Source organism: Streptomyces sp. NBC_00986 (genome assembly GCF_045162565.1).
Taxonomy (GTDB): Bacteria; Actinomycetota; Actinomycetes; order Streptomycetales; family Streptomycetaceae; genus Streptomyces.
This window is the reverse complement of record NZ_CP108733.1, coordinates 5890929-5915952: the sequence shown is the minus strand read 5'-3', so window position 1 is coordinate 5915952 and position 25024 is coordinate 5890929. Positions and strand designations below refer to the sequence as shown.

Genomic DNA, 25024 nt, shown 5'->3' with positions numbered 1-25024 from the left:
GTCCCGCTGCTGAAGACAAACGAAGGAGCATCATGGGTTTCGTCAACTACTTCCCTGGCCGAGGCCACCTCATGGAGAGGGCGTATCTCGAAGGTCAGGCCGAGGGCAAAGCCGAAGGGCAGGCCGCAGGCGAGGCCGCGTTGATCCTGCGCCTGCTGGAGAAGCGTGGAGTCCTTGTCTCCGAGGGCGTCCGGGAGCGTGTCACGTCCTGCATCGACCTCGACACCCTCACCCTCTGGTTCGACCGGGCCCTGACGGTCACAGTCGCCGAGGATCTGTTCGTCGAAGAGGTGGAGGGCGCGGAAGGTTCAGTGGACGCCAACCCCTGACCCGCCCCCCTGGCCTTGACCGTCAACTACCCGTCGTTGACGGAATGTTGACCGGTGTATGGCACAGCATTGGCGAACCCCCGCTATACGTTCGGCCCCATGCCACCACTCCCCCCACACCCCCAGCAGCGGGCCCGCCAGCAGGCCCCCCTCCCCGTCCTCCCGTACCGCAAGCCCACCAAGGGCCGTGACTACTGGGTGCTGAACGACGTGCTTCCGGACGCGGATGCCGTACGGGAGCGGTGTCTCGCGAAGGACGACTGGGTCAAGGGGTATCCGTACACGTCGGAGACCTGGCCGGGGCTGCGCACCATGCCGGGGCTCGAGCCGGCCGAGTTGGGGCGGATCGAGCGGCTGGTGAAGCAGGCGATCGGGGTCAAGGAACTGTGGGTGGAGAAGGCGCCGGGTGGTGGCACCCTCAACCACAACTGCATCCAGGTCGTGGGAAAGGGCGAGAGCGAACCCCGCCCGCACACCGACTCCCGCGCCCTGTGCCGGTACGCCGCCGTGCTGTACCTCAACCCCTCCGTGCCGAAGGACTGCGGCACCAGTTTCTACCGGCAGCACCTGCCGGGCGGACGCCTCGGCGGCAACGTCGTGCAGGCCCCGCACAACAACCTCGTCGAGGCGTTGGGTACGCGGTTCGTGGCGCCGGACGCCTTCGAGGAGGACGTGCGCGTGCCGCACAAGTACAACAGCCTGCTGCTCTACCACGCCAACCTCGTGCACAGCGCGACCGGTTACCACGGCAGCACGCTGGAGGAGAAGCGGATGACCGCCGTCTTCTTCTGGATGGCCTGAGTACCGCATGGCCTGACCCCAACACCCCCGTTCCTACGGCGACTTCCGCCCTCGCCCCGCCGTCAGCGCCGCCCCGAACACCATCCCCACCGCGATCGCCGTGACGATCGTGACCAGTTTCAGCAGGTCGCGGAAGCCCTCGATGACATGCCCGCCCGCCAGCGTCGTCAGGCCGCGCATGCCGAGGGAGCCGACGGTGAGGGTGAAGAAGCCGGGGAGGAGCAGGACCAGGCGGGGTGGGCGGTGCTCGGAACGGGCCAGCAGTGTCGCCGCCGCCGACAGCACCGCCGCCGCCACGAACGTTCCGCCGACCTCCCCCACCAGCTTCGTGAACAGCGACTGCACGCCCACCGTGACGTAGACGAGGACGAGCAGCGGCCAGTACAGGCGGCGCGGGACGGCGAAGGCGAGGACCGTGCCGGCGGTGAACACGATCCAGCCCAGGAACAGTGCCCAGCACGCCATGTCCGAGTCCGCCGCGATGTCCCAGAGGGCGTGCGTGGAGGTGCCTGTGGCGAACACGCCCAGCAGCACGCCCAGATACAGCTGCACCAGCAGGAACACGGCGTAGACGAGGCGGATCGCCCCGGTGGTGATGAGGCCGGCGGCCAACTCGGCCGTGGCCGCGCTCAGATAGTCGCCGGGGACGAAGAAGAAGAGGGCCGGCAGCATCAGCAACACCGGGCCGCCGTGGGACGGTTCGCGGGCGAACACCTCAAGGGCCACCACCGACACGACCGTTGAGACGACCAGCGGCAACACCTTGGCCAGGCGCGGGAGTCGGTCCGCCGTGATCGCCAACGCCGCTGCGATCGTGGCCAGTACCGCCGTCGCCCCGACCTCGTACCAGGTGGGCTGCATCAACGGCGCGAAGCCCAGCGAGAACAGCACGATGCCGAGGAACTTCAGCGGCCAGGGGTAGGGGGCGGGGGCGTTCTCGATCCCGGTCAGCCGTCGGTCCGCCTGCGTGACACCGAGGTCGCCCTTCTCGATGTCCGTCAGCAGGGGCTTCAGCGCCGTGACCTGGTCCAGGCGGAACACCTCGGGGAAGCCGCGCACGGTCACCGTCCGTGTCCCGCCCCCGGCGGTGACCGTGAGCGCCGCCGCGTCCGGGACCAGCAGCAGAGACGCCTCACCACCCAGCGCCCGGGCCGCCGAACGCACCGAGTCCTCGATCAACTCGGCGCCCTCACCGCTGGACCGGAGCAGCAGACGGGTCAACCGGGCCAGGAACGTGGTGAGTTCGTCGAGCGCGGCGGGGGCCGTGCGCTGTTGCTCCACGACCGCCTCCGTTACGCAGCCCCCCGGCGCGACACCTGTGTCCAGAAAGTGTGACACTTCCGGTGAAAGTGTCACACTTTTTCGAACCACCCCCCCAGCCTGTACGGTCCGGACCCGCCCGGCATCCCGGCCCCCGCCCCTCACCCGAACGGCGCACCCGACCTGCGCCCGCGCCCGCCGCCGCAGAGCCTTGCGACACCAGCCGGAAGTCACCCCCGAGGGAGGGCCCGTGGCCTCGATGGACGTCCCCGCCGACCTGCCGAGACCGGTGCCGGCAGCGCGTACGGCGACGAGAGCCCGGCCCGCGCCCACCCTGACCTGGGTCACCCTGGCGCTGATGACGACCTCGTCGGTGGCGAGCCTGCGGGCCGCGCCGACGATGGCCGTGTACGGCCTGGCCTGCGTGTTCCTCTACCTCGCCCCGGCGGTCGTGTTCCTGCTGCCGACCGCGCTGGTCTCGGCGGAACTCGCCTCCGGCTGGAGCGGCGGTGTCTACCGCTGGGTCAGCGAGGGGCTGTCGAAACCGCTCGGATTCCTCGCCGTGTGGTGCCAGTTCGCGATGACGATCTTCTACTACCCGAGCCTGCTCGCCTTCGTCGCGAGCACCATCTCGTACGTCATCGACCCGGCCCTCGCCTCCAACGGCCTCTACAACAGTTCCGTACGGACGCGGGCGTCCTGGACGGCCTACGGCTGACCGGCACCGGAACCGTCGCCGACCGCCTCTGGTCCCGCCCCGCCGTCACCGTCCTCGGCATCGACTGTCCGCCGGTGGTCGGCTCTGCGGCGGCCGTACCGGCGACCGCCCGCGCCCGCGTCAGCCTGCGCGTCCCGCCCGGCACGGACCCCGGCGTCGCCCGCGAGGCACTCACCAAACACCTTACGGACGCGGCCCCTTGGGGTGCGAGGGTGACGGTCGAGACGGAGGGCACCGGCTCCCCGTTCCGCGCGGCCGCCGACGGCCCGGCGTACACCGCGCTCGGCACCGCGATGGAGCAGGTCTACGGCAGACCCCTCGCCTTCCTCGGCCAGGGCGGCTCCATCCCGCTCTGCAACGTCCTCGCCGAGACCTACCCCCGCGCCGAGATCATCCTCATGGGCGTCGAGGAACCCCGCTGCCTCGTCCACGCCCCGAACGAGAGCGTCGACCCCTCGGAGATCGAGCACATGGCGCACGTGGAGGCGCTGTTCCTGCGGGAGTTCGCGAAGGCGCGGCAGCGGTAGGGGACTCAGTACCGCAGCGCCGTCCCGACGTCCGCCTTCACGCCGCCCGACAACTCGCGGTTGCTGCGGGCGGTCGCCGTAGCGGACTTGTGGGCCGGGACGTGGGAGACGATGACGACGACGGTGTCGAGCAGATTGCCGCCCTCGTCCTTGAACTCCACTTGCACGGCGAAGGACTTGGCCGAGCCGTCGGTGTTGTCGACGGTGACCTCGACGGTGCTGCGTCCGCCCGAATCCGTGGCGGGGAGGCCGAGTTGTACGGCGTCCTTCGCGTCGACGCCGTTCTTCACGTTGTCCAGCTTGCGGCCGGCCTCGGCGGTGGCCGACGCGATCGCGCCGGTGGCCTGCGCGCCGATGGACGCGACGGCGGAGGCGGCCTTGCCGGCGACGGAGGAGGGGGTGCTGTCGTCGGAACAACCGGTCAACCCGGCCAGACCGGTCACGCCGAGGGTGACAGCTGCCGCCGCCCGCACCGCACCGCGCCTGTTCCAGGCCATGTCGCCTCCATGAGTCGGGTCGTCCCTCCAGTGAAGGGCCGATGCGGTACGGCCGCATGCCGGCGTCACCCGAACGGCACCGCACTGCTCGCGGCCCCGGGCCGTCGGGGATGCGCTGGAAGTCACACGCGCGGAGGAGGCAGGGGTGACGGAACTCGACCGGCTGCGGGCGCGGGTGGCCGAACTGGAGGCGGAGCGGCGGCCGCGGCACCGGGTGCGTTCGCTGGTCGCCGTGGTGCTGGTGATCGTCGGGTGTGTCCTCGCTCCGCTCGGCGTCGTGGCCGCTTGGACGGCGGACACGGTGGGGGACACGGACCGGTATGTGAGGACGGTCGCGCCGCTCGCCTCCGACCCGGACATCCAGAACGCCGTCGCGAACCGGGTGACGTCGGCGGTGATGGGCCACCTCGACCTCACCGCCCTGCTGTCCGGTGCGGCGCCCGACCAACGCCCGCTGCTGGAAAAGGCGTTGGGGGCGCTGGGCGGTTCGCTGGAGGACTCGGTCCGCGCCTTCGTCCACGACAAGGCGCAGGCGGTCGCCGCCTCGGACGCCTTCGCGACCATCTGGAAGGACGCGAACCGCCGTGTCCACAGCGCTGTGGACAAAGCTCTGACCGGCAGTGGCGGTGGTGCGGTACGGCTCGACGACGGCGCGGTGACGCTCGACGTGGGGCCGGTGGTGGACCAGGTGAAACAGCGGCTGGTCGACGAGGGGATGACGGTCGCCGGGAAGATCCCCGCGATCCACACGTCGATCACCCTGCTCAGGAGCGACGACCTCGACACGTACAAGACGTACTTCCGTCTTCTCCAACTCGCCGGTACCTGGCTGCCGTTGGTGGCCGTGCTGCTGGTCGCGGCGGGCGTCCTGCTGGCGCGACGGAAACGCCGGGCACTGGTGACGGGCGCGCTGGGCGTGGCCGCCGCGACGGCCCTGCTGGGCATCGCGCTACGGATCTTCCGCGCCGTCTACCTGGACGCGCTCCCGGCGGGAGTGTCACCGGGGGCGGCCGCCGCGGTGTACGACGCGCTGACCCGTTTCCTGCACACGACCGTACGGATGGTCGTGGCGCTGGGTGTGGTGGTCGCACTGGGCGCCTGGCTGACTGGCCCGGGCCGCCGGGCCGGTCTCGTACGACGGCTGTGGACGTCCGGGATCGGGGCGGTGCGGGCGGTGGCCGACGGGGCGGGGCTGCGGACCGGGCCGGTGGGGCCGTTCGTGCGCCGGTACCGGGCGTGGATCGGCTGGGTGCTGGTGGGCGGGGCGCTGCTGGCGTATCTGCTGTGGTCGCGTCCGACGGGGTGGGTGGTGGTCGGGCTGGGCCTTGCGGTGCTGTTCGCGCTGGCGGTGGTGGAGTTCCTGGCGGCGGAACCGGGGCCGGGGCCCGAACCGGGTGCCACGCCGGGTGTCACCCGTATGGCGTAACCCCCCTGGTGGAGGGGGTGCGGCGGCCGGATGGTCGAAGCACCACACACCACAGAGAGGTGGGGTACGGCCATGACCCAGCAGCCGCACTCGACGCAGCAGCCGCACTCGCCGTCCGCCGGCGGCCAGGAGCAGCCCCCGGCCTGGAACGACTCCGGCCAGGCCCCCGGCACCCGGGGCCACGGCGCGCCCCCGTCCGGCAGCGGCCTCGCGGCCGGCGGCGCGGTCTTCGCCGGTGTCCTGATGCTGATGAACGGCGTCATCGCCATCCTCCAGGGCATCTCCGCGCTGGCCAAGGACGACGTCTACACCCGCGTCGGCGACTACATCTACAGCATCAACCTCACCGGCTGGGGCGTCATCCTGATCTGCCTCGGCGCGGTGGGCGTGATCACCGGCTGGGGCATCCTCAGCGGCATGAGCTGGGCCCGCGTCTGCGGCATCGTCCTGGCCGGCCTCAGCGCGATCCTCCAGTTCATGTTCCTCCCGTACGCCCCGGTCTGGTCGGTGATCATGATCGCGGTGGACGTGTTCGTGATCTGGGCCCTGGCGGTGTACGACCCGGCGGCTTCCGGGGCTAGGCGCTAGAGACCCGCGCCGCCACCCCCGCCCGTCCCGCCGCCACGGCCTGAAGCAGGCCGTGGCTGCGGGACGGGCGGGCGGCCGTGGCCTGCTTGTTGTGGGCGTGCCCGCCGCTGTCCTGGCGTGTGCGGCGGGCGGGTACATCGCGCTTTTTTCGGTCCGCAGGCCGTTCGGCCGAGGCCGGCGGATCTTACGAAACACGGACGTTCGGTGCCCGGAGCCGGTGCGGGCGGCACGCCGGTGACGTCGTGGTGCGAGGCTGGCCCCATGCAGCAGTCGTACGAGAGGGCCGGGAAGGCCGAGGGGACGGTCGGCGCCCGGGTGCTGGTCGTCGACGACGACCCCACCGTCGCCGAAGTCGTCTCCGGGTATCTCGACCGGGCCGGGTATGTCGTGGAGCGGGCCGCCGACGGGCCGGAGGCGCTGGCCCGGGCCGACGCGCACTGGCCCGATCTGGTCGTGCTCGATCTGATGCTGCCGGGGATGGACGGGCTGGAGGTCTGCCGGCGGATGCGCGGGCGCGGGCCCGTTCCGGTGATCATGCTGACCGCTCGGGGGGACGAGGACGACCGGATCCTGGGGCTGGAGGTCGGGGCCGACGACTACGTCACCAAGCCGTTCAGCCCGAGGGAACTGGTGCTGCGCGTGGAGTCGGTGCTGCGGCGGTCCCGCTCGCCCGTCGGGTCCGCGACCCCGCTCAGCGCCGGCGGACTGACCCTCGACCGCGCCGCCCGCCGGGCCAGCAAGGACGGTGTCGAACTCGCCCTCACCCACCGGGAGTTCGACCTTCTCGCCTTCTTCCTCCGGAATCCGGGGCGGGTGTACGGGCGGGAGGATCTGATGCGGGAGGTGTGGGGGTGGGACTTCGGTGATCTGTCGACCGTCACCGTGCACGTGCGGCGGTTGCGCGGGAAGGTCGAGGACGATCCCGGGCGGCCGCAGTTCATCCAGACGGTGTGGGGGATCGGGTACCGCTTCGATCCCACCGGCACCGAGGGGGACTGACCGGCCATGCGTGACGCCCTGCTCATCGCGCTGTTCGCCTTTCTCGGAGCCGCTGCCGCCGGGGTCCTCGGCGCCGGTGCCCTGTGGTTGCTGCGGCGGCGGTCGCTCACCGCGTCCGTGTCCGTCGTCGCCGCGGTCGCCGTGACCGCGATGCTCGCGGGGACGCTCGCCGTGGCACAGGCGATGTTCCTCTCCCGGCACGATCTGTCCGTGGTCACGACCGTGGTCGCGATGGCCGCCGTCGTCTCCCTGCTCACCGCCCTGCTGCTCGGCCGCTGGGTCGTCGCCCGCAGCCGTGAACTCGCCCTCGCCGCCCGCGACTTCGGCGACGGCGGCGACTACTCCGCCCCCGCACGCCCCGCCACCGCCGAACTCGCCGACGTCAGCCGCGAGTTGGCCGCCACCAGCGCCAGACTCGCCGAATCCCGCGACCGCGAACGGGCGTTGGAGTCGTCACGGCGCGAACTCGTCGCCTGGATCTCGCACGACCTGCGCACCCCGCTGGCCGGTCTCCGCGCGATGTCCGAGGCCCTGGAGGACGGGGTAGCCGCCGATCCCGGCCGCTACCTCCGCCAGATCCGCACCGAGGTGGAACGCCTCAACGACATGGTCGGCGACCTCTTCGAACTCTCCCGCATCCACGCCGGCTCGCTCGCCCTCACCCGCTCCCGCATGTCCCTGTACGACCTGATCGGCGACGCCCTCGCCGGCGCGGACCCGCTCGCGCGCGAGCACGGCGTACGGCTGGTCGGCGACCGGATCGAACCGGTGCCCGTCGAGGTCGACGGCAAGGAGATGAGCCGCGTGCTGGGGAACCTGCTGGTCAACGCGATCCGGCGGACGCCCGCCGACGGCACCGTGGCCATTGCCGCCGAGCGGTCCGCCGACGGGGTCGTGCTGTCGGTGACGGACGGGTGCGGCGGGATCCCCGAGGACGATCTGCCGCGCGTCTTCGACACCGGGTGGCGCGGCACGCACGCCCGGACCCCGCCCGCCGGGGCCGGGCTGGGCCTCGCGATCGTGCGCGGGATCGTCGAGGCGCATCAGGGTCGGGCCGCCGTACGGAACGTGTCGGGCGGCTGCCGGTTCGAGGTGACGCTGCCCGCGGCGGAGGTGTGAGGCCACGTGGGCACACCAGCACGCGGCCACACCGTCACCCAGTGGTCACACGTGGCCTATGCCGCCCCCGCCGAAGGAACCGCTCCTCCCGGGCAGCCAGCGCAGCCGGCTCTGGTCCTTGCCCGTTCGGGTCCCGGAGTGATGGAGCTGGTACGGCATCAGCCGCTCCTTCTCCTCCGAGGCCACGGGCATCTCGTCGGGTTCCCGCATCTCGCTCATCTCGTGGACGGCGCCGCCTGCGGGGAGGTGGGGCTGCTCCTCGGGGAGCGGCCGTGGAAGTTCCTGGTCCCGGACCTTCATGCCGAAATAGATGGCCCAGACCAGCGCGCCCGCGATCAGCAGGCCACCGAGAAAGGCTGCGCCCAGGTCGAGTGCGTTGTGCGACGCGGCCAGCAGTTCGTACGTTGCCATGCTCATACTCCGAGTATCACTCTTTCGGGGGGAATGTGGTGATTCGGGTTAGATAGTCCGCTACTTTCACCGGGTCCCGGGTCAGCAGTGCCATGTGGTTGTCGGGGCGGACCAGGGCGAGGGCGGGGGCGGAGGTCCTGATGCCGTACGCGCGTCGGGCGTGGCCCTCGTGGTCCCACAGGTCACTGTCACCGCCGTCCACCGTGAACGCCTGGAGCAGGTCGGCGTGCTCGGCCCCCAACTTGCCGACCGCGTCCGCGACTTCGGTGCCGAAGCCGAGCAGGGTGAAGCGCGGGTCCGCGTACACCTGGAAGAGCCGGACCGGGTGGCCGGAGGCGTCCAGGCAGGGGGCGTCGGGGGCGCGGTCGCCGGGGCGCAGGACGGCGGGGTCGCCGGTGGTGGCGGGGGCGGCGAGGGAGCTCCAGCGGTAGCCGGTGCCCATCGGGGGCGGGGCGGCGGCCTCGACGCCGGTGCCGGGTTCCTTGACCGCTTCGCGCACCCGGGCGTACAGGTCGGTGCTGATGCCCAGGGTCCAGGCGGCCACCTGGAGGCGCTCCTCCTCGTAGGTGTCCAGGAGGCCGGGGGCCGCCTGCCCGGCGGTCGCGAGGGCGAGTTTCCAGCCCAGGTTGTAGGCGTCCTGGATGCCGGTGTTCATGCCGAGGCCGCCGGCGATCGGATGGATGTGGGCGGCGTCCCCGGCCAGGAGGACCCGGCCGACGCGCATCCGGTCGACCATGCGGACGTTGACCCGCCAGAGGGAGAGCCAGGTCGGCTCGGCCAGTGTGATGCCGGGCACCTGTGCGTACCGGTCGAAGATCCGCTGGAAGCTCTCCAGCGACGGCGGCAACGGCTCACCGCTCGCGTCGAGTTCGGGGCCGGCCTGGAACTGGAAGGAGTTCGTGCCGGGCATCGGGCAGAGCATCACGCCGCTCCCGTCCGACGCGAACCACTGATGCCAGACGTCCCGGCTGATCCCCTCGGCCTCGACGTCACCGACGACCATCGACTGCGTCTCGTCCGTCGTACCGTCGAAGCGCACCCCCATGGCCTTGCGCACCCGGCTGCGCCCGCCGTCGCAGCCGACGAGATGGCCCGCCCTGATCCGCCCGCCGTCGGCGAGGACGGCCGTGACACCGCCCTCGTCCTGCTCGAACCCGGTGACCTCCGTGCCGCCTTCGACGCCGACGCCGAACTCCGCGAGCCGCTCGCGCAGGAGTTTCTCCACCTGCCACTGCCCTATGAGGACCCCTCGTTCGTACGGCGCGTCGGGGGTGGGGCGGGCGTCCGCGAACGGGTCCGTGTCGTTCACGTGCGCGCCGTCGAAGTACTTGCGGAACGGCAGCCGTGTCGTCCCGGCCGCGAGGGCGCGCTCGGTGACGCCGACGTCCTCCAGGACCTCCAGGGTGCGCGGCTGCAGGCCCTTGCCCCGGGACTCCCGGTGCGGGGCCGGGGCCGCGTCCACGATCCGCACCCCCGCACCGCGCCGGGCCAGCTCGATGGCGAGCGTGAGGCCGGTCGGTCCGGCGCCCACGATCAGCACGCCTTCGTCGGTCATGAGGGGTCCTCTCGTCGTCGTGCGTCCATGGAACCTCGGCTGACGAGAAAATGCAACCCGGTCTCAGAAGATTTCCGGTCTCATTCAATCCCGAGCCTCATCTCCGTGTAGACTGGCTCGCATGGACGAACCCGCCGGTCTGCGCGAGCGCAAGAAGGAACGCACGCGGAACCTCATCGCTCAGGAAGCCCTGCGTCTCTTTCGCGCGCAGGGTTTCGACGAGGTGTCCGTCGTCGAGGTCGCGGCGGCGGCCGAGGTCTCCAAGGCCACCCTGTTCCGGTACTTCCCGACCAAGGAGGACCTGGTCCTGCACCGCTTCGCCGACCACCTCGGCGAGGCGGCCCGCGTGGTGCGGGAGCGCCCGGCCGGCCTGACCCCGACCGCGGCCCTGCGCGACCACTTCCTCGCCGGACTCGCCGACCGGAACCCGATCACCGGCCTGAACGACCACCCCGAGATCCTGTCCTTCCAGGACCTCATCTACCGCACGCCCAGCCTCCGCATCGGCATGAGACAGCGGTACACCAGCCAGGACATCGACGCGCTCGCGGACGCCCTCCCGCCCGGCTCCGGCGATGCGCCACCGATCGTCAGACGCCTGGCCGCGGCCCATCTGATCGCCGTACAGCAGGAGTTGGGGCAGGAGAACTGGCGGGCGATCACGTCAGGACGGACCGCCGACGAGGAGTACGACGACGCGGTCGCGGCCGCGGAGGGGGCGTACGGGCAGCTCATGACAGGGCTGGACGCGGTGTAGTCGGCGGACATGCGAACAGCCCCGCTTCGAGGACACACGGTCCTCGAAGCGGGGCTGCCCTGCACCCGGTGAACCCCAACGCCTGGGGAAACCAGGGCTAGTTGGAGAAGTACAGGTACTTCCACCCGGTGTACGTCGTCGAGTTGACGTTGTCGCCGGACGAACCGTTGATGTACGCGGCCCGGATGCGGGCCTTGATGCCGGACTCGCCGGGGGCGCCGAGGTTCACCGCGACCTTGCCGTTCGTGTTCAGGGCGAAGTACTCGGAGTCGGAGTCGTACCACTTGCCGTTGTAGTAGACCTGCAGGTCGAGCCGCTCCTGGCGGTTCTTGTAGTAGGTCATCGTCGTGGTGACGACCGGCGCCGAGTTCTTGTGGAACCAGTAGTACGACGTCGAGCCGATCTTCGCCGTCTTGTAGTGCTTGCTGATCGCGGTGGAGACCTTGACCTTGGCGTACGCCGTGGCCTTCACCGTCTTGGACGCGTACCGGGCGTCGCCCGCGAAGACCGCGGAGACGGCCGTGTCGCGGGTCATGTCCACGGTCACCGTGATGTTGCCGCTGGAGTTGACCTTGCCGGTCTTGACGAGCTTCTTCGGCTTGTCGCTGCCGAAGGGGTCCGAGTAGATCGCGACCGTGCGGTTCTTGTACGTCTTGCCGAGGTGCGCGGTGAACTTCACGTCGGCGCCGTACGAGTAGAGCTTGCCGTTGTTGTTCAGGCTCAGGGTGGTGGCCGAGCGGGAGACGGCGACCTTGTCGGAGGCGCTGACCGCCGCGTGCCCGGCGTCGCCCGCGTAGCTCACCTTGTACGTGACGGTGCCGCCGGCCGGCGGGGTGTCTGTGAAGGAGTAGGTGCCGTTCGCCTTCACCGTGACGGTGGGCAGCGCCTTGCCCTTCGTCGACTCCAGGTCGGTGCGCGTGACCTGGAGCTTCACCCCGGCCGGGAGCGCGACCGTCGCCGAGAGCTTGCCGGTGACGGTGAGCTTCTTGGCGCGGGGGGCGGAGGAGGGGGCGCTGACCGTGAGGGTCGGGACGTTCTTGTCGGGGTCGGTCAGCACCTTGAGGCTGTACCTGCCGGTGGACGTCCCGACCAGCGCGAAGACGCGGGAGGAGTCGGGGGCCCAGGTCAGGTCGGCCGTGCCGTAGGAACCGACGGTGTACGTACGGATGGGCTTCGTCGCGTTCGGCCGGTACGTCGTGACCTTGTTGCCGTCGACCTGGGCGACGAATCCGACCCGGGAGATGTCGGCCTGCTGGCCCTCCGGGAGGGTGCCGGACTGCGTGAACTTGCCGTCCGCGTAGGCGTCCAGGACCTGGCCGTCGATCAGTACCCGGTCGGCGCCCGCGGCGAGGTCGATGTCGCCGATGCCGCTGTTCAGGGTGTAGTCGCCGTGGTACCAGGCGGTCAGCGCGGGCGTACCGCTCGATACGTCGAGCACGGCCATGGAGTCGGTGGAGAGGCCGGTCTCGCCGACGGCCAGGACGCCGGGCCGCAGCGGGTCGGTGTCCAGCAGGGCCTGGCCCCAGATGTCGACGGCGGTGCCCGAGTTCGGGAACTGCGCCATCGTCACCGGGTCGGTGCCGCTCGCCGGGTCCACCGCCGGATCCACGGAACCGAGGTCGCCGTCCCACTGGTCGCCGTAGGTGAACCACACCTTGCCGCCGCTGAAGGCGATGTGGCCCGGGCCGGTGTCGGTGGGTATCGCGTAGCGGGTCTTGACGTCGAGGGTGGCCGCGTCGATCGCCACGATCTCGTGTGTGTTCTGCACCGCCGCGTACACGGTGGCCCCGTCGTCGGAGACGGCCAGGCCGGTGACCGAGCCGATGCCGCCCACCGAGGCGAGGACGTTGCCCGAGTAGTCGGTGGCCGTGACCGTGCCGGCCGAGGTGTCGCCGACGAAGACCCGCTTGACGGCGTCGTCCGCGACCAGGCCGCCGGGCGAGGTCACGTTGGCGGTCGCCGCCGAGGCCGTACCCGTCGCCACGACGCTGAGCGCCGCCGAACCGAGAAGGACCGCGAGCGCTGTCGCGGTCGAGATGCTGCGCATTCGCACGTGCTGTTCCCCCACAAGGAAAACCGGTCAGGAGACCGGGAGTTGAGAGCGCCGCGCAACACCCGGACGTGACCGCGGATGAGAGACGCGGTGACGCGCGGGGCGCGGCTGCTGGGAGCAGCGTATGACATGCCTGTGACAGCAGGGAAAGGAGTTAACGGTTTGTCGTGTTCGCGCGTTGCCCGGGAGACTCCCGCTCGCCATGACGAGGGGGCGTTGATGTACCACTCCACGGCCGCGAACGGCACCCGCGTCGACGTCTCCGTGGAAGTGTCCACGGTGTACGACGACGCGTTCCGCTTCCCGGCCCGGCCCGGGCCGTGGTCAGCTGCACCACGCCCTGAGCCGGTCCTCCGACGTCGGCGTGCGTCAGTTCTGGTGGACGACGTTCCGGCCCGGTCCGCCCGACAGGACGTCCGTGCCCGCGCCGCCCCACAGGGTGTCGTTGCCGGAGTTGCCGTAGATCGTGTCGGCGCCGGCATCGCCGTAGAGGACGTCGTTGCCCGTGCCGCCGTAGATGAAGTCGTTCCCGGCGCCGCCGTGGATCCGGTCGTTGCCGGTGCCGCCGGTCAGGCTCTGGGCGGCCGCGCCACCGGTGATGACGTCGTTGCCGGCCCCGCCGTCGGCCGCGTCGCCGGTGGTGGTGATCGTGTCGTTGCCGTTGCCGCCCTGGGCGATGGTGCCCGCGGCGGCCTTGAGGATGTCGTTGCCGTCGTCGCCCCAGCCCACCGAGTACTTGCCGAGGGTGAGGGTGTCGTTGCCGGTCCCGCCCGAGACGTAGTTGCCGTCGACGCTGCCGTCGTCGGTGGCCTTGTCGTTGCCGGCGCCCAGGTCGACCGAGGCGAAGTAGTACGTCTGGTTCGTCTTGTTGTGGTAGGCGAGCGTGTCGTTGCCGTTGCCGAGCGTCAACTGCACGGTGGGGTACGGGTCCTGGCTGTCCAGGGTGGTGACCGTGCACGAGACCTTGCTGTGGTCCGAGGCGCTCGGGTACGAACAGCCCGTGCCCGCCTTGATGGTGACGACGTCGTCGATGACGTAGGTGATGGTCGAGAGGTTGGTCGTCGATGCGGTCACGACCACCTTGTTGGCTTGGCCCGCGGCGGCCGTGTACAGGACCTCGTTGCCGCCGTTGCCGAGCGCGGCGGTGGCCGGCGCCGTGGCCGCGCCCGCCGTCCCGGCCAGGAGCGGCGGGGCGAGAAGCGCGGTGCCGAGCGCGAGCGTCAGCGCCGAGGCGGAACGCAGCGTACGGCGACGGGAAGAACGAGAGGACATCGCACAACCTCCGTGGAACGTAAGGGAGTTGACCAGAAACCGAGGTGACCGAAACCGAGGAACCCGGATTCCGGCACAGCGTCTGACCCTCCCTCTCGGTCCTTGGTTGTGCGTCCTTTCGCGCGGGTGGCGTATCCCCGTGAAGTGTCAGCCGTGATTCAGCGCGAATTCATGAACTGGCCCGCCGATCACCTACAACCCTCGCTAAGGGGTACGGGCCAGTTCGTCTGCGTCACGACGGAAAGCCCACCGCAACTCCGGTTCCATCACGCCCCGGAAGACTCGTCGCACCGGTGGGGTGCACAGCGCGGTCACGACGACGGCGGCGACCACGGTCACCGTGACCTCGCCGAGGGGGCCCCGCATCCACGAAGGGTCGTACCAGCCCCAGGACTTGGCGCCCTGCGCGACGAACCCGTGCAGCAGATAGCCGTAGAGCGTGCCCGCGCCCAGGGCGGTGAACCAGGTGCGGCGGCGTGGCACCCAGGCGAGGAAGCAGGCGACCAGAAGCGTTGAGCAGACGAACAGGGCCAGCGTCATCAGCGGCCCTTCCCAGTCGGGCGCGCCGAGTTGCTCCGCGCTCGCGTTGTGGAACAGCCAGGCGTAGTCGAAGCGCGGGACCGCCCAGTACGCCACGGCGAGCGCGACGACGAACACCGGCACCGCCAACTGCCGTACCTCGGGCCGCCGTACGAGCTGGAAGTGCTCCGGCTTCAGGCACAGCCCGAGCACGAAGTACGGCAGGAACTGCAACACCCGTTGCAGATCGAGGTCGTTGCCGATGGAGGGGGAGAGCGTCGCCAGCATCGCGATGACCAGCGCCACCGGCAGCGGGTGCCGTACGTGCTTCCAGATCGGCGTCGTGAGCCGCCAGACGAACAGCGCCGCCAGGAACCACGTCAGGTACAGCGGGTCCAACAGGCTGATGGCGCGGTCGGGTTGGTGGTCCGTCCAGCGCGTGTAGAGCGTGTACGCCGTCTCGAAGACGACGTACGGCACGACAACTCCCCCCAGCAGCCGCCTGATCTGCGGCGGGGTCGCCCGGAAGCTGCGCGAGAAGTACCCGGAGATCACGATGAACGCCGGCATGTGCACGGCGTACACGAGCGTGTACAACGCGGTGACGCTACGGCTGCCCGAGCGCAGCGGCTCCCAGGAGTGGCCGATCGCCACCAGCACGATCGCCAGGTACTTGGCGTTGTCGAAGAAGGGGTCGCGTTGCTTTCCCGGGCCGCGCTCCGCCGTGGGGACGGCGGTGGGGGTGGGGGACGGCTGGGTGGAACCGTGGGCCTGAGGGGCGCCGGAGGTCTCGGCGGAGGCGGTGGGAGAAGCACGCATTCGGCTCGCCTCACCGCTCCGCGGGCGGTTCAAACATCTCGCGCGCCTCTTTTTTCTCACCTCCCTCTCGCCCTCTTCCTGCCTCCCGCGGGCAGCCTGGCCTGCCGGAACTCTGCCGGAGATCGCACAAGCGCCTGCCGCACCGGCCGAGGCAGAGTTCGGGTCATGACCGACGTCCCTGAGGTGACCTGCCGTCCCGGGGCCCGGACCCGCCGGCGCTGTCCCTCGGCGGGTCGCTCGCGCTCATCGCCGTCGTCACGCTCCACGTGGCCACCGCCCGGGTGGACGCGGACGCCCACGGCCTGCGCTCCCGAACGCTGCTACGACGCTGGAGCGTGCCCTGGTACGAGGTCGCCGACCTGCAGATACGGCTGAGACACAGGGGTTCGCGGAGCGGGGAGCGCGCGACCCGCGTCCGCCCACCGCGACCTGCCGAAGTGACGTCCGCACTCCCGGAGTTGGACGGTGAGGTGTTCCTGTCCGCCCGCTTCCTGGAGGACACCGACTACAACCCGCACGGCTTCGGCACCCACATCGCCCTCGGCGACGGCCCGCCCGCGGTGACCCCGGGCCCGGCGACTGGCACATCGCCGAACTCGACGACGGGGGGCGGCTGGTGAGGCTGGCTGCGGCGCCGGCGACTTGGCGCGCGTGCTGCGTGAGCTGAGGGTGGTGCAAGAGCCGTCGGTGCGCGAGCCGTCGTAGGAAGGGGGTGTCGTAGAAGAGGTTTTTTGCCAGGAGATGGCATTCCCGCTGGTCAGCTGGTCACTTGCGGGAGTTATCGTCCGACCTGCTTGTTCACTCTTTTCACAGGAGCTTCATGCGCCTCAAGCAGGTCTCGCTCACGGCGGCGATATCGGTCGTCGCCGGGCTGACCACCGCAACCGTCGGCCTCACCGGCACCGCCGCCTGGGCCGACAGCACGGCCGCGCTGCCGTTGTCCCACTACGCGCACCTGCTGGTCGACAACGCTCACCAGCACCTCTTCTTCAGCCAGGGCGCCGGTTCGACCGACATCGTGGTGACGGACCTGGCCGGCAACCCCGTCACCACCATCACCGGCGAACAGGGCGCCACGGGGCTGGCGTTGTCGCCGGACGGCGGCACCCTGTACGCGGCGCTCGCGGACGGTGACGCGGTCGCGGCGATCGACACGGCGACGCTGACCGAGTCCGCGCGCTACGCGACCGGCACCGGCAGCGGTCCCGTCTCCGTCGCGGTGGCGGGCGGGAAGGTCTGGTACGGCGCCATGGTGGACGGCAGGGGAGCCGTCGGGTCCGTGGACCCGGCCGCCGCCGAGCCGGTCGCAACACCCCAGGCCGTGCTGTCCAATTGGTTCTTCGCGCCGCAGATCGCGACGGGCGGCGGTGTCCTCGCGGCCGAGGAGACGAGCCCGGGCAACACCGACGTGGCCACCTTCGACGTCTCGTCCGGCACGGCGACCGCCATGACCCACCTGGGAGTCTCCGGCGGTCCGACCCCCGGGTTCCAGGTCAGCGGCGACGGCAAGAAGGTGCTGCTCGCCACGTCCAGCGACATCGTCCTGCGGGCCTACCGCACGGCGGACATGGCGATCGCCAACCCCGACGTGTACTGGGTCGGCGGAAACCCCTCCGCGCCCAACTCGCTCAGCCTCGACACCGACGGCACGATCGCCGTCGGCAGCACCCAGGGCTCGGCGCCCGGGGTGTACCTCTACACGGGTACCCGCGACATCGAGAACTACGTCAAGTTGCCCGCCGGGACCCTGGCCCCCGACGGTCTGAAATGGGGAGGCGACGACGTGACGCTCTACGGCGTCACACAGGACTCCTCGGGCGCCTACACCCTCAACGTGCTGAGCGGGCTCAAGCTCACCGACACCCAACTGGTCCTGCGCCTCACGGGGTGGGAATCGGGAAGGACGTTCGCGGTTCCCACCCGCCCGTTCACGCTCGAAGGCTCACTCACCACCAAGGGCTTCGTCCCGGTCGGTGCGAAGCTCCAAGTCACCCGTGACGGCACGGAGTTGCCCGACGCGACGGTCGGCGCGGACGGCACGTTCTCGATCACCGACACCCGGCCCGACGAGGGCGACTACACCTACCAGGTGTCGTACGCCGGGGACGCGACGCACCGGCCCGTGACGCTCTCGCAGACGGTGGGCGTGGCGCGGCTGTCGACCAGCCTCAGCTATCCGGAGCCCAGTTCGGCGAATCCCCGCTCGGTGGTCTTCACCGGCACCCTGAGTTCGGCGGACCTGCGCACCTTCCCCCAGGGCACGACACTCCAGGTGTCCCGGACCGACATGGACACCCAGGAGACGGTCCAACTCCCGTCCGTCACAGTCGATCCGACCTTCTCCCAATACACGGTCACCGACGCCCCGGGCACCACGGGACGGTTCACCTACGACGTCTCCTTCGCGGGCGACGCCATGCACCAGCCCTCGACCGTCGAGCGGTCGCTGATCGTCTCGCCGTACACCCCGACCCTGACGCTCAAGGCCCCGACGACCGCGACGCGCGGCGCCGCGCTGACCTTCGGCGGCACCCTGGGCGACGCCCCGTACCCCGCCGGCGAGACGGCCACCGTGTCCCGCACGGACCTGGCCCACACCTCAACTCCCGTTGCGTGGACGGTTCCTGTCGGCACGGACGGCAAGATCACGGTCAAGGACACCCCGTCCATCGGCGGCGCGAACACCTACCAGGTCGATTACCCGGGCGACGCCACCCACCAGGCGGCCACGGCCTCCTCGACCGTCCAGGTTTCCCGTGCCGCGTCGGCCGTCTCCGTCACCAGCAACGAGTCGACGTACACCTACGGCGCGACGGCCACCGTCACCGCCCACCTCGGCACGACGTACAACAGCCGTACGGTGTCGATCTGGGCGACCCCTGCGGGCGGCACGAAGACGCTGGTGAAGACCGCGGCCGTCGACAGCAAGGGCAACCTGAAGGCGACGTACAAGCTCACCCACAACACGACGTTCACGGCGTCGTTCGCGGGCGACTACCGCTACGCCCCGGCGACGGCGACCCGTGCCGTCCACGACCAGGTGGGGATCGCCGAGAAGCTGGGCGGCTACTACACCAGCACCAAGTACGGCACGGTCACCTACCGCGTCTACCACCACACGGTGAAGCCCCAGGTGACCAGCACGGTGACACCGGACAAGTCCGGGCAGTGCCTGCGGTTCCAGGCCCAGGAGTACTACAACAAGGCCTGGCACACGCTCACCACGTCCAGCTGCTTCACCTTGGCCAAGGGCAGCATCGCGGCGACCGGCCTGAGCCTCACTAACGCGGTCAACCAGAAGTTCCGGGTGCGGAGTGAGTATGTGGCGGGGGCTAAGGATGGGAGCAATGTGAGTACTTGGGGTGGGTGGTTGTACCTGACGGTTAGGAAGTGACGGTCGGGAACTAACGGTCGGGAACCGGTAGTTGGGACCCGACCGTCAGGCAGAGGGCCGGTCAGCTCTCCTTGGGTCCGGCCTGCTGCACCACCTCGAACGTCCACAACGTCGAGTCCGTCGCGGCAGGCCTCGGCCGCTCACCCTGAGGGGAACCCTCGGCGGACCCCTGCGCGCCGCCCTCCTGGGATGCACCCCGGTGGGCGGCCTGCCCCATCCCGGACATCCAGTTCTGAAAGTCCTCCTCGGCACGCCAGCGCGTGTACACGAGGTAGGTGTCGGTGCCCTCGACGGGCCGGAGCAGCTCGAACCACTCGAACCCGTCCGAGCTGTCCACTGTCCCGGCCCGGTTCGCGAACCGCTTCTCCAGCGTCTCGCGCTGCTCCTCGGGGACGGTGAGTACGTTGATCTTGACGATGCTCATGGGTTCATTCTCCCAGTCGGCGTCGGCCCGGTTCCGTCGCGGGTCACCCGGCGCACCAGGTCCACCCGGGTGGCCTGGAGTCGGGCGACCGGATCAGGTGGGTGCCGGCCGACTGATCATCCGTAGGCTCCTTGCCCGAGATATCTCGCAACAACGCCCCCGGACTTAACTCCGGCAAGACTTGCGGTAGTTGGGGCGAAGCCCGGCCGGCAGGGGGAACGTCGGCCGGGCTTCGCGCTGTTGGGGCGCCTACAACTTGCGCCGCTTGACGGCTCTCCACATGACCCGGGCCTCGGCGCACATGGCCTTCACGCACGCCTGGCACGACTGCCCGTGATCAAGGAGCCTGCGATACGCGGCAATGTCGTACGACGCCGACGACGTCACCTTGCCGACCGGCGCGCTCACAGCCCACTCCGGCTGCGGGAGTTGGCCACGGCCACGCCCGCCGACAGCCGCTCGGCATCGGTGGGCGGCCGGATCGGTCCCTCGGCGTCCCACTCGCGGCCCCCGCCGACCGGCCGCAGTTGCCAGTGCCGCCCCTCGTGTCCCATGGCCTGGCCGACCTTGCCGGTCGTCCCGTCGTACACAAGATCGCCGATCTCCGGAATGAACACGTTCATGCGCACCCACTCCCCTGATGCGTCCGCATTTCGATGTTGAGGTCCGTGACCTTGGACAGGTCGCCGTCCCGACGTGCCGTCTCCCGGTTCCGCGCGAGCACCGCGCAGACGTCGCAGTCGTCGGCCAGCACCGGCTCAGGGTCTGGCAGTCCCAGGTGGACGGGGCCGGTCTCCGTCGTCTTCGTGATCATGATCTTTCACTCCCCTCGCAGGTCACCCAGCCTTACGGCGGACGTCGGCCGTTCCCATCCCGTGGCCCTATAGGAGCGCCCTATATTCGATCCATGGAGAACATGCGGCCCGATCTGTGGACGCATCCGCAGCTCATCGCAGCCGTCGCGGCCGGGGACTGGGGTGCTGTCCTTCGCACCTACCGGAAGCTGACCGGGCTGTCGCAGACCAAGATCGGGGAACGCGTCGGCCTGGTGCAGCCGGACGTGTCCGAGATCGAGCGGGGCCGCCGCAAAGTGACGTCCGCCGAGGTGCGACAGCGGATCGCAGCCGGGCTCGGAATTCCGGCCGACCTCATCCGTGCGGGGGCCATGGCCCCGGCTCAGGCGGTCGCCGGTCTGGTCCTCCCGGGGCCGGGCCCCGACGAGGATCTGCTGACCCGGGTGACGACCGTTGTCGGCAACGGACACAAGGTCGACGCCCCCACTCTCGACTGGCTGGACCGACTCCTGGCCGAACACCGCAGGGCGGAGGACGAGATCGGATCACGCCCGCTGGTCGGGATCATGCGGCAGCAACTCGGCACGGTGGTCGACCTGTACGCGAGCGCCCGGGGCCCGCTGGCCGATCGCGTTGTCCGGCTGGCCTCCGAACACGCGCAGTTCCTCGCATGGATGGCGCAGGACCAGGGGCAGACGGCCGCCGCGCTGGCGTGGTACGACCGCAGTCATGAATGGGCGCTGGAGGCCGGGGACGCCAACATGGCCGCGACCACGCTGTCCATGAAGGCCCACATGGCGTGGTCCGGCGGTCGCGGAGACCGGGCCGTCCGGCTGGCCGACGCGGCGCGTTGGTCGGCCCCTGGCACGTCCCTGGGGATTCAGGGCATGGCCGCACAGATGGCCGCGCGGGGGCACGCCCTCAACGGCGACGGCGACGATGCGGAACGCCTCCTGGACGAGGCGCAGGACATGATCAGCCAGGCGGCCGAACACCCGGAGGACGAACCGCCGTGGATGTACTTCTACGGCGAGACGTGGTTCACGTTGCAACGAGGCATGGCTGCCCTGCACTTGCGCGACTGGCAGACGGCCGTCGATCACCTGACGGTCGGTCTGGCCGCTCTGCCGGATGACTACCGGCGCGACCGGACCTGGTACAAGACGTGCCTCGCGCACGCCTTGGCCGGGGCAGGGGAAGCCGCTCAGACCCTTGCGGTGGCCGCGGAAGCGGTGCCGGACGCCGACGCCATCGGCCGTCCGCACGCCTGGAACGAACTCCACACGACGGCCGCCGTGCTGCTGCGCCGTGGGGCGCGAGAGGGGCGCCAACTCGTGACCATGCTCAGCGAGTTCGACTGACGCTCCACACGCCTGCCGGGATGGTTCAGGGCCGTCGTGGTCTCCTGGACGCTGATCGACAAGACGAACTCCAAGAGATCGCCCAGCGCTACGGTGAGAGCAAAACGATCCTCCATCCCGCCCTCGGCCGTATCGACGTCGACGCCCAGGTCCTGTTCACCGAGAACCGCGCCCGAACTGCCTTTCCCATTAAGCCCGTTGGCGCCTAGCCGACATCGAGGCCACCTGCGCCCACGCCCGACTCCACGAACTGACATGACCCCGTGGGCGGTTGTGCGTCGAACGGCCGCCCCCAACCGCCCTCTTTCGGGTGATCTGCGAGCTACATAACAGACGTAACGTTTCCTCACTTCGCTCTCTGAGCTGCGCTTTTGTCGAAAATCGACCCGAACTGGTCACGTGTTCGAATCGCGTCACGCGCCCGCCCCGATCTTGATCCGATCTACAGTCGTGCACGCTCGTCCAAGATCACTTCCCCATCGAGGCGTGTGTGACCTTCCGACTGCCCAGCGCAGCCCCGCTCTTGAGAACACCGCAGACGGCGGTCCTCGAGGGCATCGCCGGTTTCGTCCCCCCGGACGCGGTGCCGAACCACGCCCTGCCCGCCGCGTGGGACGTCGACGACGCCTGGGTCCGCCGACGCACCGGCATCGGCGAACGCCGCCGCGCGGCACCGGGCGTGACCACCGGCGACCTCGCGCTGGAGGCGGCACGCCGCGCGCTCGCGGTCGCCGGCGGCCCCCTGGTCGACGCCGTGATCGTCGCCACCTCGACCCCCGACCGCCCGATGCCCGCCATGGCACCCCGGCTGACCACCCGCCTCGGCCTCGGCGAGATCGCCGCGTGGGACGTCTCCGCCGCGTGCACCGGCTTCGTCTACGGCCTCGCCGCCGCCGTCGGCACCCTGACCTCGGGATGCGCCGACCGGGTCCTGCTGGTCGCGGCCGAGGTGTACTCGACGTTGCTCGACCCGCAGGATCGTTCCGCCGGAATCGTGTTCGGCGACGGTGCGGGGGCGGTGGTCCTACGGCGCGGTGAGCGCGACGAGCCGGGCGCCGTCCTGGCGCTGGACCTCGGCGGCGACGGTTCGGGCGAGGAGCTGATCCAGGTGCCCGGCGGCGGTGCGCGGGAGCGTTCTCGCCCGGGCGAATTCGGGCCGGACGACCGTTACTTCCGTATGCGGGGGCGTGAGGTGTTCCAGCATGCGGTGACCCGTATGACCCAGTCCGCCCACACCGTGCTCAAGCGCGCGGACTGGGCGGCCGAGGATGTGGACCGGTTCTGCGCCCATCAGGCCAACGCCCGCATCCTGTCCGCCGTCGGCGACCGCATCCCGGTACCCGCCGAACGGCACGTCACCAACATCGCGCGCGTCGGCAACACCGGCGCCGCGTCCGTCCCGCTGGCCCTGGCCGACGCCGCCGCGCGGGGTGAACTCCGCGCCGGGGAACGGGTGTTGCTGACCGCCTTCGGCGCCGGACTCACCTGGGGCTCGGCGGCCCTGGTGTGGCCGGAGCTGCCGACCGTGCCGCGCGTCGACACACCTGGCGCGGATGCCGCGGCCGTACCCGCCGCCAACCCGGTCGAACCCGCGATCGACTCGGCCGTACCCGCTGCCGACCCGGGCGAACCCGCGATCGACTCGGCCGTACCCGCTGCCGACTCGGCCGTACCCGCTGCCGACCCGGCCCTGCGGACCCAGATCGCCTGAGACCAGCCCCGCCCGACACCCACCTCACCTGACTGACACCCACCTCGCCTGACTGGCACCCGCCTCGCCTGACACCAACCTCGTTCGAGACCGGCCTCGCCCGTCCCCAGGCGTGCCCGTCGCCCCCGCCCACCGACGTCTGCTCCGCAAAAAACAGGTCGGACGACTCGGTTCCGGAAACCCGCCCGCCCCGCTCACCCCGTCGAAAGGAACCCCATGTCCCCCGCCCAGACCGCCGTGACCGCCGTACTCACCGAGAAGTTCGAGGTCAGCGCCGAGAGCATCCGGCCGGAGGCCACCCTGGAGAGCCTCGACCTCGACTCCCTCGCGCTGGCCGAACTCGCCCTCGCGCTCCAGGAGGAGCTGGGGGTTCCGGTTGCGGAGGAAGAGGCCGCCAAGCACAGCACCGTGGGTGAGCTGGTCGCCGCGCTGAACGCCAAGCGGGAGCGATGAAGGCGGCGTCCGCGCCCGTGTCCGTCACCGGCCTGGGGCTCATCACCCCGGCCGGGGTCGGCCGGGAGGAGACCTGGAAGGGGGTCCTGAGCGGGCGGTCCGCCGGTGCCACGGACCCCGAACTCAAGGGCTGCGCCGTGGATTTGTCCTGCCGCATCCCGCTGATGACCCCGGAGCAGGCGCGGATCGGCGGCGGCAAGGCCTGGCGGATGGGCCGGTTCAGCCAGCTCGCCGTGCTCGCGGCGCGCGAGGCCGTCGCCGACGCCGGGCTCGACCCGGCCGGGTGGGACGGGGCGCGGGTCGCCGTGGTGATCGGTTCGGGGCTGGCCGGGGCCGCGCATCTGGAGGACCAGACGATCCGCCATCACCAGGGCGGTCCCGAGCTGGTGTCGCCCGCGCTCGTGCCCATGCTGATCTCCAACATGGCTGCCGGGGAGGTGTCGTTGGACCTCGGCGCCCATGGTCCGTCCCTGGCGACCGAGACCGCGTGCGCGTCCGGGGCCAGTGCCCTGGCCGTCGCCCGGGGGCTGCTGCTCGCCGGGCTGTGCGACATCGCGGTGGCGGGCGGCGCGGAGGCGGCCGTCACCCCGGTGATCACGTCCGGCTTCCAGCGGATGGGCGCACTGTCCTCCCGGATCGACGAACCCGCCGCCGCCTCACGGCCGTTCGCCGCGGACCGGGACGGGTTCGTGATCTCCGAGGGCGCCGCGATCCTCGTCCTCGAACGTGAGGCGGACGCGCGGGCGCGTGGAGTACGGCGGTACGCCCGGCTCGCGGGCGCCGGTCAGACCTCCGACGCGCATCACCCGACTGCCCCTGCACCAGGGGGAGTTCACGCCGAGGCGGCGCTGCGGTCGGCGCTCACGGAAGCGGGGCTCGGTCCCGGGGACATCGATCACGTCAACGCGCACGGGACCTCGACCCCGCTCAACGACCTGACCGAGGCGGAGTTGATCGCGCGGGTGCTGCCGCACCGGCCGAGTGTCACCGCCGCCAAGGGAGTTATGGGGCACAGTCTCGGCGCGGCCGGTGCGATCGAGGCGGCGCTCACCGCACTCACCATCCACCGCTCCGCCGTCCCGCCGATCGCCAACCTCACCCCGGACAACCTCCCCTTCGACCTGGACTGCGTCACGGGCGAGCCCCGCGGACAGCGCGTCCGGGCCGCCGTCAGCCACTCCTTCGGGTTCGGCGGGCACAACGTGGTGCTGCTCCTCACCGCCGAGGACTGACCGCC

The 25024-nt window shown here is 70.7% G+C and carries 22 protein-coding genes and 3 pseudogenes; 15 read left to right on the top strand and 10 right to left on the bottom strand.

Going from position 1 to position 25024, the window contains the following annotated elements:
* The first annotated feature begins 32 nt into the window (after nt 1–32).
* Both OG504_RS26220 and OG504_RS26215 read left to right on the top strand, forming a co-directional pair.
* The gene (locus OG504_RS26220) at nt 33–329 is read left to right on the top strand and encodes a hypothetical protein (RefSeq protein ID WP_405992018.1); all 297 of its coding nucleotides are present in this window, start codon (nt 33–35) and stop codon (nt 327–329) included.
* A 99-nt stretch (nt 330–428) separates the two neighbouring features.
* Nucleotides 429–1130 (top strand): DUF6445 family protein, encoded by a 702-nt coding sequence (locus OG504_RS26215; RefSeq protein WP_405992017.1) that lies wholly within the window; start codon nt 429–431, stop codon nt 1128–1130.
* 33 nt (nt 1131–1163) lie between these two features.
* On the opposite strand, the gene OG504_RS26210 is transcribed toward OG504_RS26215, so the two are convergent.
* A complete protein-coding gene (locus OG504_RS26210; protein WP_405992016.1) occupies nt 1164–2411 on the bottom strand; it encodes a threonine/serine exporter family protein in 1248 nt (415 codons plus the stop codon).
* A 229-nt stretch (nt 2412–2640) separates the two neighbouring features.
* Here OG504_RS26210 and OG504_RS26205 point away from each other — a divergent pair.
* A pseudogene (locus OG504_RS26205) lies at nt 2641–3096 on the top strand (amino acid permease); the annotation flags it as partial.
* Nucleotides 3057–3635, top strand: a pseudogene (locus OG504_RS26200) (M20/M25/M40 family metallo-hydrolase); the annotation flags it as partial. The pseudogenes OG504_RS26205 and OG504_RS26200, both read left to right, overlap by 40 nt.
* Nucleotides 3636–3640: 5 nt before the next feature.
* On the opposite strand, the gene OG504_RS26195 reads toward OG504_RS26200, so the two are convergent.
* A complete protein-coding gene (locus OG504_RS26195; protein ID WP_405992015.1) occupies nt 3641–4132 on the bottom strand; it encodes a hypothetical protein in 492 nt (163 codons plus the stop codon).
* 145 nt (nt 4133–4277) lie between these two features.
* Between OG504_RS26195 and OG504_RS26190 the strand changes: the two genes are divergently transcribed.
* The 4 genes from OG504_RS26190 (at nt 4278) to OG504_RS26175 (ending at nt 8264) form a co-directional block, all read left to right on the top strand.
* Nucleotides 4278–5558: a hypothetical protein gene (locus tag OG504_RS26190; RefSeq protein ID WP_405992014.1), complete on the top strand. Its 1281-nt coding sequence runs from the start codon at nt 4278–4280 to the stop codon at nt 5556–5558.
* A 72-nt stretch (nt 5559–5630) separates the two neighbouring features.
* The gene (locus tag OG504_RS26185; protein WP_405992013.1) at nt 5631–6146 is read left to right on the top strand and encodes a hypothetical protein; all 516 of its coding nucleotides are present in this window, start codon (nt 5631–5633) and stop codon (nt 6144–6146) included.
* Between the two features lie 261 nt (nt 6147–6407).
* Complete coding sequence (locus OG504_RS26180; RefSeq protein WP_405992012.1) at nt 6408–7145, top strand: response regulator transcription factor; 738 nt, start codon at nt 6408–6410, stop codon at nt 7143–7145.
* Between the two features lie 6 nt (nt 7146–7151).
* Nucleotides 7152–8264: a sensor histidine kinase gene (locus OG504_RS26175; RefSeq protein ID WP_405992011.1), complete on the top strand. Its 1113-nt coding sequence runs from the start codon at nt 7152–7154 to the stop codon at nt 8262–8264.
* 45 nt (nt 8265–8309) lie between these two features.
* On the opposite strand, the gene OG504_RS26170 is transcribed toward OG504_RS26175, so the two are convergent.
* Together OG504_RS26170 and OG504_RS26165 are read right to left on the bottom strand one after the other, a co-directional pair.
* Nucleotides 8310–8681, bottom strand: a complete 372-nt coding sequence (locus OG504_RS26170) for a DUF6479 family protein (protein WP_405992010.1) — start codon at nt 8679–8681, stop codon at nt 8310–8312.
* A gap of 10 nt (nt 8682–8691) precedes the next feature.
* Entirely contained in the window at nt 8692–10230 is a 1539-nt protein-coding gene (locus tag OG504_RS26165; protein ID WP_405992009.1) for an FAD-dependent monooxygenase, read from the bottom strand.
* 121 nt (nt 10231–10351) lie between these two features.
* Here OG504_RS26165 and OG504_RS26160 point away from each other — a divergent pair, with 121 nt between their 5' ends.
* Nucleotides 10352–10987, top strand: coding sequence for a TetR family transcriptional regulator (locus OG504_RS26160; protein WP_405992008.1), 636 nt, complete (start codon nt 10352–10354; stop codon nt 10985–10987).
* 97 nt (nt 10988–11084) lie between these two features.
* Here the strand turns inward: OG504_RS26160 and OG504_RS26155 are convergent, their stop codons facing one another.
* From OG504_RS26155 to OG504_RS26145, 3 genes are all read right to left on the bottom strand, one after another.
* Nucleotides 11085–13034: a YncE family protein gene (locus OG504_RS26155; RefSeq protein WP_405996430.1), complete on the bottom strand. Its 1950-nt coding sequence runs from the start codon at nt 13032–13034 to the stop codon at nt 11085–11087.
* Nucleotides 13035–13409: 375 nt separating this feature from the next.
* On the bottom strand, nt 13410–14312 hold the full coding sequence (locus OG504_RS26150) for a calcium-binding protein (protein WP_405992007.1): 903 nt from the start codon (nt 14310–14312) through the stop codon (nt 13410–13412).
* A 204-nt stretch (nt 14313–14516) separates the two neighbouring features.
* The gene (locus OG504_RS26145; RefSeq protein ID WP_405992006.1) at nt 14517–15650 is read right to left on the bottom strand and encodes an acyltransferase family protein; all 1134 of its coding nucleotides are present in this window, start codon (nt 15648–15650) and stop codon (nt 14517–14519) included.
* Nucleotides 15651–16051: 401 nt separating this feature from the next.
* Between OG504_RS26145 and OG504_RS26140 the strand changes: the two are divergent.
* Together OG504_RS26140 and OG504_RS26135 are read left to right on the top strand one after the other, a co-directional pair.
* Nucleotides 16052–16355, top strand: a pseudogene (locus OG504_RS26140) (PH domain-containing protein); the annotation flags it as partial.
* Between the two features lie 115 nt (nt 16356–16470).
* Nucleotides 16471–19044 (top strand): hypothetical protein, encoded by a 2574-nt coding sequence (locus tag OG504_RS26135; protein ID WP_405992005.1) that lies wholly within the window; start codon nt 16471–16473, stop codon nt 19042–19044.
* A gap of 61 nt (nt 19045–19105) precedes the next feature.
* On the opposite strand, the gene OG504_RS26130 is transcribed toward OG504_RS26135, so the two are convergent.
* The 3 genes from OG504_RS26130 to OG504_RS26120 form a co-directional block, all read right to left on the bottom strand.
* Complete coding sequence (locus tag OG504_RS26130; RefSeq protein WP_405992004.1) at nt 19106–19468, bottom strand: antibiotic biosynthesis monooxygenase family protein; 363 nt, start codon at nt 19466–19468, stop codon at nt 19106–19108.
* 404 nt (nt 19469–19872) lie between these two features.
* The gene (locus tag OG504_RS26125; protein ID WP_405992003.1) at nt 19873–20091 is read right to left on the bottom strand and encodes a hypothetical protein; all 219 of its coding nucleotides are present in this window, start codon (nt 20089–20091) and stop codon (nt 19873–19875) included.
* Nucleotides 20088–20282 (bottom strand): hypothetical protein, encoded by a 195-nt coding sequence (locus tag OG504_RS26120; protein ID WP_405992002.1) that lies wholly within the window; start codon nt 20280–20282, stop codon nt 20088–20090. The genes OG504_RS26125 and OG504_RS26120 overlap by 4 nt, the downstream gene beginning before the upstream one ends.
* Nucleotides 20283–20384: 102 nt before the next feature.
* Here OG504_RS26120 and OG504_RS26115 point away from each other — a divergent pair, with 102 nt between their 5' ends.
* The 4 genes from OG504_RS26115 (at nt 20385) to OG504_RS26100 (ending at nt 25019) form a co-directional block, all read left to right on the top strand.
* Nucleotides 20385–21623, top strand: coding sequence for a helix-turn-helix domain-containing protein (locus OG504_RS26115; protein WP_405996429.1), 1239 nt, complete (start codon nt 20385–20387; stop codon nt 21621–21623).
* Between the two features lie 490 nt (nt 21624–22113).
* Nucleotides 22114–23334 carry a beta-ketoacyl-ACP synthase 3 gene (locus tag OG504_RS26110; protein WP_405992001.1) on the top strand — a complete coding sequence of 407 codons (1221 nt, stop codon included), beginning with the start codon at nt 22114–22116 and terminating at the stop codon, nt 23332–23334.
* A gap of 216 nt (nt 23335–23550) precedes the next feature.
* Nucleotides 23551–23787: a phosphopantetheine-binding protein gene (locus tag OG504_RS26105; RefSeq protein WP_405992000.1), complete on the top strand. Its 237-nt coding sequence runs from the start codon at nt 23551–23553 to the stop codon at nt 23785–23787.
* Entirely contained in the window at nt 23784–25019 is a 1236-nt protein-coding gene (locus OG504_RS26100) for a beta-ketoacyl-[acyl-carrier-protein] synthase family protein (protein WP_405991999.1), read from the top strand. The genes OG504_RS26105 and OG504_RS26100 overlap by 4 nt, the downstream gene beginning before the upstream one ends.
* The last annotated feature ends 5 nt before the right edge of the window (nt 25020–25024 follow it).

Coding starts and splice junctions, on each gene's coding strand:
- OG504_RS26175 (WP_405992011.1), top strand. CDS start 7,152: ATGCGTGACGCCCTGCTCATCGCGCTGTTCGCCTTTCTCGGAGCCGCT.
- OG504_RS26100 (WP_405991999.1), top strand. CDS start 23,784: ATGAAGGCGGCGTCCGCGCCCGTGTCCGTCACCGGCCTGGGGCTCATC.
- OG504_RS26105 (WP_405992000.1), top strand. CDS start 23,551: ATGTCCCCCGCCCAGACCGCCGTGACCGCCGTACTCACCGAGAAGTTC.
- OG504_RS26195 (WP_405992015.1), bottom strand. CDS start 4,132: ATGGCCTGGAACAGGCGCGGTGCGGTGCGGGCGGCGGCAGCTGTCACC.
- OG504_RS26150 (WP_405992007.1), bottom strand. CDS start 14,312: ATGTCCTCTCGTTCTTCCCGTCGCCGTACGCTGCGTTCCGCCTCGGCG.
- OG504_RS26155 (WP_405996430.1), bottom strand. CDS start 13,034: ATGCGCAGCATCTCGACCGCGACAGCGCTCGCGGTCCTTCTCGGTTCG.
- OG504_RS26220 (WP_405992018.1), top strand. CDS start 33: ATGGGTTTCGTCAACTACTTCCCTGGCCGAGGCCACCTCATGGAGAGG.
- OG504_RS26165 (WP_405992009.1), bottom strand. CDS start 10,230: ATGACCGACGAAGGCGTGCTGATCGTGGGCGCCGGACCGACCGGCCTC.
- OG504_RS26125 (WP_405992003.1), bottom strand. CDS start 20,091: ATGAACGTGTTCATTCCGGAGATCGGCGATCTTGTGTACGACGGGACG.
- OG504_RS26160 (WP_405992008.1), top strand. CDS start 10,352: ATGGACGAACCCGCCGGTCTGCGCGAGCGCAAGAAGGAACGCACGCGG.
- OG504_RS26120 (WP_405992002.1), bottom strand. CDS start 20,282: ATGATCACGAAGACGACGGAGACCGGCCCCGTCCACCTGGGACTGCCA.
- OG504_RS26185 (WP_405992013.1), top strand. CDS start 5,631: ATGACCCAGCAGCCGCACTCGACGCAGCAGCCGCACTCGCCGTCCGCC.
- OG504_RS26135 (WP_405992005.1), top strand. CDS start 16,471: ATGCGCCTCAAGCAGGTCTCGCTCACGGCGGCGATATCGGTCGTCGCC.
- OG504_RS26115 (WP_405996429.1), top strand. CDS start 20,385: ATGCGGCCCGATCTGTGGACGCATCCGCAGCTCATCGCAGCCGTCGCG.
- OG504_RS26130 (WP_405992004.1), bottom strand. CDS start 19,468: ATGAGCATCGTCAAGATCAACGTACTCACCGTCCCCGAGGAGCAGCGC.
- OG504_RS26170 (WP_405992010.1), bottom strand. CDS start 8,681: ATGAGCATGGCAACGTACGAACTGCTGGCCGCGTCGCACAACGCACTC.
- OG504_RS26215 (WP_405992017.1), top strand. CDS start 429: ATGCCACCACTCCCCCCACACCCCCAGCAGCGGGCCCGCCAGCAGGCC.
- OG504_RS26180 (WP_405992012.1), top strand. CDS start 6,408: ATGCAGCAGTCGTACGAGAGGGCCGGGAAGGCCGAGGGGACGGTCGGC.
- OG504_RS26145 (WP_405992006.1), bottom strand. CDS start 15,650: ATGCGTGCTTCTCCCACCGCCTCCGCCGAGACCTCCGGCGCCCCTCAG.